Genomic DNA, 7,874 nt, shown 5'->3' with positions numbered 1-7,874 from the left:
GTCAGCCGGTGATTGTGAAACTAAGTCAGAGTGTGTTTTTGATGTGCGTATCGCTTTAGATTAAAGCGGAAGATTATTTATTCAAAATCCGCTAAGGGTGATTTTTTGCCCTTGACAAGCGGAAGCCTTATAAGTGTTATGTGTTCTTTGTTCACTAGTTGACATACACTACCGTATTGCTTTTGCTTAAATATACTTGAATGCAGTTGGTGTTTGGGTTTAGCTTCCAAATAGATTATCTTTATTCGTCTTAACAAATCAACTTCTATATTCTCTACTGTTTTTATTTCTACCCCTTCAGTATCAATTTTAAGAATGTCAATATATCCTTCATTGGAGAGAACATTCTTAATTACATCATTGATTTCTAAACAATTAACTATAATCATTTCTTTTGATTTTATTCCGATGCCGCCATATCGTCCTGTAGCCTCAATCCCAAATTCTAGTTGACCACTTTCATATGAAACGGCATTTTCATGCAAGCTGTACCTTTTTAAAAAACCTGAGAGATTCTTTTTGAGTTTTTCAATGTTCCTCTTGTCAGGTTCATATAGATAGCATTTTGATTCATTATTCCTCGAAAGAAAATACAAGGCGCTTATACCAATATTTGACCCTATGTCCACAACGGTACTTACGCTTTCATCAGCAGGGTAATCTGAACGGCAAAAAATTTCGTTTACTGTCAGCATATCATGATGGCTATATAGTTTTGGTTCTATGATTCCAATAGGAGTCTTTATCTTTATATCATAAGGATAACTGCCAATTCCTGTTAGGTACCGAGATGTATTTTCTAAGAAGTCTGGATAATTCCTTGCCATATTTATTATGGCAATATAGTGTTGTTTCCCAATTATTGCCCTCAGTATCTCCTTTATTCCTCTATTCCCAAACATAACCTACCTCATGGTTCGTTTGTTGATACTATCAACTATTTTGTGTAAATTTGATATAGTGAGGTCTGATGTCAATAATTTTGTGTAAGCGCCTCTTTCGGTGTGTCCGCTATTTCGGGGGAAGTGCGTCCAAAGCACGCATGAGCCATTAGCGTCAACTATTGACATAAGATCTCAGAAAGTAATTTTAGTTCGGCCTCAGAGTGTGTAAAGTGTAAGCTGTGCTCTTAACTGTATTGTAAGCCAATTCATGTAATTCGAGCAAACGGTCTGTTGGAACTTCTGAAAGATTACAGCCAACCGTATGATAATATAAGAACCGGTTGAAATCCATGTATTCATCTACTTTACCCATTTTCAAAGCTAAATTCCACAGTGGCGAGTCGGGGTAAGGAGTTAAAATAGAAAATGCACTTTCGTTGGCATCAAGTTCTTTTGCGAACTCAATCGTTTCCATGATATCTTTTTCCGTTTCTCCAACCATACCAAAAACATACGAACAACGAATAATCCAATCATATTCCTTAAGAAGTCTGATTTTCTCTCTCATGTGTTCTTTTGATTCTCTTGGCCCCTTGCCAATGGCTTTCATAATCTTTTCGCTACCCGATTCAATGCCTGGCCCCACATATTTTACTCCACTGGCATACATCGCATCACAAACTTCTTTGTCAATTTGGTCAAGACGAAGTTGGACACTGATATTCAATTTGATTCCGCTTTCCACGATTCTTTTACTTAAATCAAGAACACGCTTTTTTTGATTGGTGTATGTATCATCCATCACGAATAGATTGGAAATACCCATGTCTTGAATCTGTTTTAACTCTGCAATAACATTATCAAGATTTCTCCATCTAACCAATGTGTTTGCTGCGCCACAAAACGCACATTTGCCTGGACAACCACGGGAGAACATGGCACCCGTTTGTGATGATACTATTCCTCGAGCGTAATCAACATATTTACTGTGGTCATAGATGTCACGGGCAGGAATCGGGCAAACATTCAAATCAACAGCACGAATGGTTGTTTGAATAGGTTGATTCAATCGCAAACGATGCTTTTGGGTAACTACTCCATCGCCATTTGATTTATAAGCAATACCTGGTATTTTAGACGGATCCGTTCTATTAATAACCGTGTCAACAATAGAAACAACCGATTCTTCTCCCTCACCAATACAAATAAAATCTGCCGCACTTGTATTAAGGCTTGGAATTGGAAGCGCACTTACATGAGGACCACCTAAAATAACCGTGACATTAGGAATAGCGTCTTTAATCTTTTTAGAAAGTGAAGTGATTTGACTATACAAAGGTGTCGTGCCGCTAATGCCGACAAACTCAGGCTGACTATCGGCAATTTTTTTTACAATCTCATCTTGGGACAAATCATCAGCACTTGCGTCTAATACCCACACAGAATGGCCGGCTCGTTTAAGTGCGGCCGCTATGTAAGCTTGGCCCAGTGGAATTCTTCTTGTACGGGCACGGCTGAAAGTATAACAAGCCGCATCATTTGGGTTTATTAAGCTGAATCTTGCCATATAATAATTCTACCCATAATTTTATTTCATCTTTTTAAATAAGTCAACTATTTGTGAGGTCTTTGTGAGGTCTTGTGAGGTCTGATGTAAATAATTTTGTGTAAGCACCTCTTTCGGTGTGTACGCTAACCCTGGGAAAGTGCATTGTATAGTTTCAAAATATCGCTGTTCATACGCTGAACATTAAATTGTTTGACTAAAACCAATGATTTTTTGCCCATACTACGTCGCAACTCCTTGTCTTCAGTCAATAAAACTAATGCTCTAAGCAGTGAATCTTCATCATTGACTGGAACTATGAAACCATTACCCTTATGAACAACATAAAGCCCACATCTTCCTACTTCAGTAGTTACTATGGGTAACCCAGCTTGCATGGCTTCTAAAACTACATAAGGCCCTGTTTCATATCTACTGCTTAAAGCGAATATATCAAAAAGAAACATTGAAGCATAGCCGTCTAATTCACCCAAAATAAAGACATGGTCGTCTAGTTGTAAATCTGATATTAAACTGTGTATAGGACTAAACCCATTACCTACCAATATCAAGGAGCATCTGTTGTTGTTTAATATTAGTTTTTTGAATGCACCTATGAGAGTATGTACTGATTTAGCTGGCAAATTATGCCCAACAAATCCAACACAAACATGATCATTCGGAATATTAAAATTTTCACGACTATACTGTTTTGATTGATGCATATATATATCGATCCCAATTGGTATTAAATACAATTTATCTTTAGCAAATCCCATATCTACGCAGTGGTCATACTCTTGCTCCGAAACAGTTATTACAGCGTCTGTTATAAAGAACAATAAATGTTCAATAAATTTGTAAACTTGTTTTTTTATTAAACTTATTTGAGGATCCATCGTTATTAAAGTATGGGGCGTAAATACCTTTTTAGAAGCTGTAAATACCGCAGATAATCTAGATAAGGCTCCACCTTTAGAACTATGACCGTGAATTATATTGAAAGGGCCATGCGATACAATATATCGTCTTATTAGTAGGATACACCAGAAATCAGAAAAAGACGGTTTTGTCTTCATTGGAATAGAATATAAGAACAGACCAGCAGATATTAATTCATTGATACTTTTTTCAAATTTATAATCCATCCTCAGTGGTGAATATATCAAATGTACTTCATGCCCGCTATCCAATAAGAATTTTGCCAAGTCAATAACACATTTACTAGACCCACCACCGCTTGATTCAATAACTAATAATATTTTCATTTCAATGCTAACATTTTCGATAAATGAGAACCGAACTTACTTGTTTGGCATTTAGAGTCAAACCTCACTAAACCCTCTTGGTAGCCAGTGTTGGCAATTTGAGAAGATTGCAAAGGATTATTTATTATCCAAATCAGCTTAGATGATAGTTGTTCATGATTATTATATTCGAACAATATACCGTTATGCCCGTTGGTAATTGCATCGCTCACTCCTATAACATCCGACGCAATACATAATAAACCAGAAGCAAAGCCTTCTATAATTGCTAAAGACGGTCCACCTTCATATTTTGTCGATAAACAACATATATTGTACTTGCTCAATAGTTGTGGGATATATTCGACTTGTCCTAATATTGTAATCTGACCAGATAATCCCATTTTGACGATAAAATTAGACAGCAACGATTTGTCTGGTCCATCACCTGCGAAATCGATATGAAAAGGTATGTTATTGGCTTTCAATAAACTAGCTGCTTTTATGATAGTTCTGTGATCTTTTTGAAATAAGTCTAATCGAGCAATTACAATAATATTTAAAAAAGCAAAGGCATCATCTTTGGATAAATCTTGTCTATCATATGTACTAAAGTCCACTGCATTTTCAATTATGGTTGACTTATTAACATCCACATAACTAAATAAACTCGTATAAAATACATTACTTGATTTTGAAACACTAATATGACTATCAATAAAAAAATTAGAAAAATAAAATAAATACTTTTTTATACTACTATATGATAATTGTGGCCCATGTTCCCATATCACTATTGGCTTGGACATCCGCAATTTCAGGATAGGGGCATAAAATATCGCGGGGATAATTCCAGAAAGCACTATTACATCGGGTTCAAATGAAGTAGCTTGTTTAGATATGGTTCTTATCGATCGTAATATATTAATAACTTCACCAGTAGATCTTCTATGGCTGGTAACAATCTCCAAACATTGAACCCCATTCGAAAGCAATAATACTTTGTTATTATTTTTAGCCGGTCTACCGACAAAAACCACGAAAGGGGTCCACCCATCTTTATTTAAATTAATTGCAAGCTGCGAAGTTGCTGACGCAATGCCACCATTAAGACCTTGTGCCACAAAAAAAATTTTTTTATTGACTAAGGGGATTGACATTTTGTCTCGATATGAATATTTTGAAAAGCAACAAATTTATGATAAATACCTGAATAGCTACATCATTAATAAATCCTGCGCTAAAACCTAACGTGATAAACTGACAAACAATTAAAGAATAATATAATGAACAATATTGATCATTTAGCGACTTACGATATTCTAAATAGGCCCAACCAAGAAGCAAGCCAAATAGAACACCTCCAACAAGCACCCCAGAAATTGGTCCTAATGACCTGCTAAATTCATTCAAGGAATTGAAATTAGCGGTAGATCCAGCTTCTTCCATTACATTTGGTATTATTTGATTCGAAAAAAAAGAAGATGTATTCAGTGGTTTATCGGGCCAAAATGCTCTTGGAATAAACTGAATTATCGCCGTAAGCATTGACAAGCCCATATCAGGTTCCATTGTTTTTACAAGCTGATGCCCTTTTACATACATTTCAAGATAATCGAATCTATTAAATATGTTTACAAGTAATTCAGCGTTAATATTTATTTTACCTATTATTTCAATAAAAGATATTTTGTCGTTAAGATTTAACAACCTGAACTGGTTATGAATCACGGCATAGAGCATTATTAATGGCATTATAAGAACCACATATAACTCAACTTTTAGTTTCTTATAAGCAGACATAAATATAACAAAACATATAAAACCGCTAACTATTGTTGAAGCATAACCACTAATAACTGCATATCCAAAGCATATTATCGTAGCAAATATTAATTTAGAGGGCGGTCTTTTTTTAGCTAAAAAAATACATTGTAATAAATCTACAACCATTAAGTTGATTAAGAAAAGTATAACAGCTAAGATGTAAAACATCCCTTTTGCTTGTGTAAACCTTCTTACTAGTATTGATTGTATTAATGGATTTATATCCATTGCAAATATTACAATTAAAACAAGTGCGATAGGTAACAATATTGAAGTAAAGTAGGCTTTGTTATTGACTAAGTATGTATAACTAAAATTAATATGTTTTATATTGTTCATGTATATAAATAGCATTGACGTTAAGTATGCTGTTGTAATATATGCAATAAAGTACCACAGCTCAATATCTATATCCGTCTTTTCAACATCAAGCAAAAAGTCAATATTAAATATAGTATTAAAAACATATTTAAGGACAAAAAATAAAACAACGTTGCCTGCAAGCAAAAAATATGGATTCGCAAGTCGCTTTGGCGTGAAAATTAATGGTGTAATTAAAACTGCACAGAGAGCAACTATTTCATAATTTAACCATTCCATACAGTATGTAATAATCTTTTAACTATAGGGGTTCTGTATCGGTTTGAGCAATAACTGATAAACCTGCCAATTGATATCCTTATAGTTTCATTAAACAATGACCAGTTGTATTTATTACGAATCAAACGATTTTGTTTTATTGCTCCCTTGCGATACTTAATAGCACCAGCGTCCTCATGGATTGTATAGTGAACTAGTATTTTTCTAATACATCCGATTTTATATCCATTACTTAATAGTCTCATGCAAAATTCAAAGTCTGGTGTCAGCGAAAATAGCGGGTCAAAATATCCTGTCGCTGCAATTGCATTACGCTGGACAAAAAAACAACTATGGCATGTAAACCCACCCTGTCTGAACATAAGAACATGTTTAATATGTGCCTTGTCCATTACTCCTCTGTATGTAATCATACCCCGATTCAAGAAATTCCCATTTTTGTCAATGAATAAGGCATCACCGCTAACCGCACAATATTCGGAATTATTCTCAAGAAAGTTGACCGCTTGCTCAATAGCATCCAATACATAAAAATCATCACTTGCCTTAAAACCAATTATATCTCCGCTAGCAAGCGTAATGCCCTTATTAGTTGCGTCAACCTCACCGCTGTCTTTTTCAGAAACATACATCATTCTTTTATCACACTTAGAAACCTGATTTAGTATTTCTACCGAGCCGTCTGTAGAGGCATTATCCATAACAATTAACTCTATATTTTGATATGTTTGGTTAAGAACATTTAAAATACTTTTTTCTAGAAAAGCCACACGATTATAGGTAGGCATTATAATCGTAACTAATGGTTGGTTGGCAGTAGTCATAATAGTATTTCCTTATTCACAACAAACCAATCGATAGTTTTTCGTAATCCTCTTTGCAGGGTAGTCATCTGTTGATCAGCATTTAATTTGTTCAGTTTGCTTGTTACAAGGCATTTATTTTTTGCGCCCACATATTTCGTTGTATCAAACTGAATCCATTCAAAATTATATCCGACAATTTCGCATATGTGAGATGCGAATTCCCGAATTGTATATTCGCGACCTGACCCTATATTTATAAGATCGTTTTCACATTTATCTGTAATTCCCAGCATAATCCCAACAAAATCATCTATAAAAACTAATTCTCTTTTCTGATAACCATCGCCCCATAGAACAACTGGTTCTCCATATTCTTTTCCCCTTATAATCTTTCTTATAATATCAAAGATAAAATGCATCTGTCTTCCATCTGTATGATAACCGGGACCATAAAGGGTGGAAGGGACAAAACAAAGATATTTCAAACCATATTGTTTATTCAATGCAAGCAAGCCAGAGTAAAGCATTCGTTTGGTCATAGCATATGTGAAGAGGCTATCTATCGGCTTCCCAGTTAAATAATTCTCTTCAATCAGTTCTAAATCAGGATCATACGCGCAGCTTGTTCCCATACAGATTAATTTTGCCTGCGGCTGATATTCTTTCCACCATGATAGGACATTGGTATTAATCTGTTGATTAATTATCCACTGCTCTCCTGAATGATACAGGCAGAAATCTCCGGCTTGAGTCCACGCCGCTAAGTGATAGATTTGGTCATATTGATTGTTATTGAAGTTTAGTAATGAGTCTTGCCTGGTTAAATCACAATTTTTAGAGTTTAAACGGATTAATTCATGCCCTTCCGTCTCAAGCTGCTTGCATAAAGCGGTTCCAAGAAATCCCGTCGCACCGGTAATGAGTATTTTCATATTAGTCTTTTAGCCACGGATATTCACAGATT

Annotated in this window: 7 protein-coding genes; all 7 read right to left on the bottom strand. The window is 35.0% G+C overall.

The genetic code is table 11. The features are described from left to right. Positions 1–77: 77 nt before the first annotated feature. Positions 78–902 carry an FkbM family methyltransferase gene (locus HZA10_02740; GenBank protein ID MBI5195220.1) on the bottom strand — a complete coding sequence of 275 codons (825 nt, stop codon included), beginning with the start codon at positions 900–902 and terminating at the stop codon, positions 78–80. Between the two features lie 187 nt (positions 903–1,089). Then, on the bottom strand, positions 1,090–2,451 hold the full coding sequence (locus tag HZA10_02735; protein ID MBI5195219.1) for a B12-binding domain-containing radical SAM protein: 1,362 nt from the start codon (positions 2,449–2,451) through the stop codon (positions 1,090–1,092). Between the two features lie 125 nt (positions 2,452–2,576). Further along, positions 2,577–3,698, bottom strand: a complete 1,122-nt coding sequence (locus HZA10_02730) for a glycosyltransferase (protein ID MBI5195218.1) — start codon at positions 3,696–3,698, stop codon at positions 2,577–2,579. Further along, positions 3,695–4,837, bottom strand: coding sequence for a glycosyltransferase (locus HZA10_02725; GenBank protein MBI5195217.1), 1,143 nt, complete (start codon positions 4,835–4,837; stop codon positions 3,695–3,697). The genes HZA10_02730 and HZA10_02725 overlap by 4 nt, the downstream gene beginning before the upstream one ends. Continuing rightward, entirely contained in the window at positions 4,815–6,104 is a 1,290-nt protein-coding gene (locus HZA10_02720) for a hypothetical protein (GenBank protein MBI5195216.1), read from the bottom strand. Before HZA10_02720 ends, HZA10_02725 begins: the two co-directional genes overlap by 23 nt. Continuing rightward, positions 6,092–6,928, bottom strand: coding sequence for a glycosyltransferase (locus HZA10_02715; GenBank protein MBI5195215.1), 837 nt, complete (start codon positions 6,926–6,928; stop codon positions 6,092–6,094). The genes HZA10_02720 and HZA10_02715 overlap by 13 nt, the downstream gene beginning before the upstream one ends. Further along, positions 6,925–7,842, bottom strand: coding sequence for an NAD-dependent epimerase/dehydratase family protein (locus HZA10_02710; protein ID MBI5195214.1), 918 nt, complete (start codon positions 7,840–7,842; stop codon positions 6,925–6,927). The genes HZA10_02715 and HZA10_02710 overlap by 4 nt, the downstream gene beginning before the upstream one ends. Positions 7,843–7,874 lie beyond the last annotated feature (32 nt).

Source organism: Nitrospirota bacterium (assembly GCA_016212185.1).
GTDB lineage: Bacteria > Nitrospirota > Thermodesulfovibrionia > UBA6902 > DSMQ01 > JACRGX01.
Note: the sequence above shows the minus strand (reverse complement) of the source record. Positions and strands in the feature narration are given on the sequence as shown.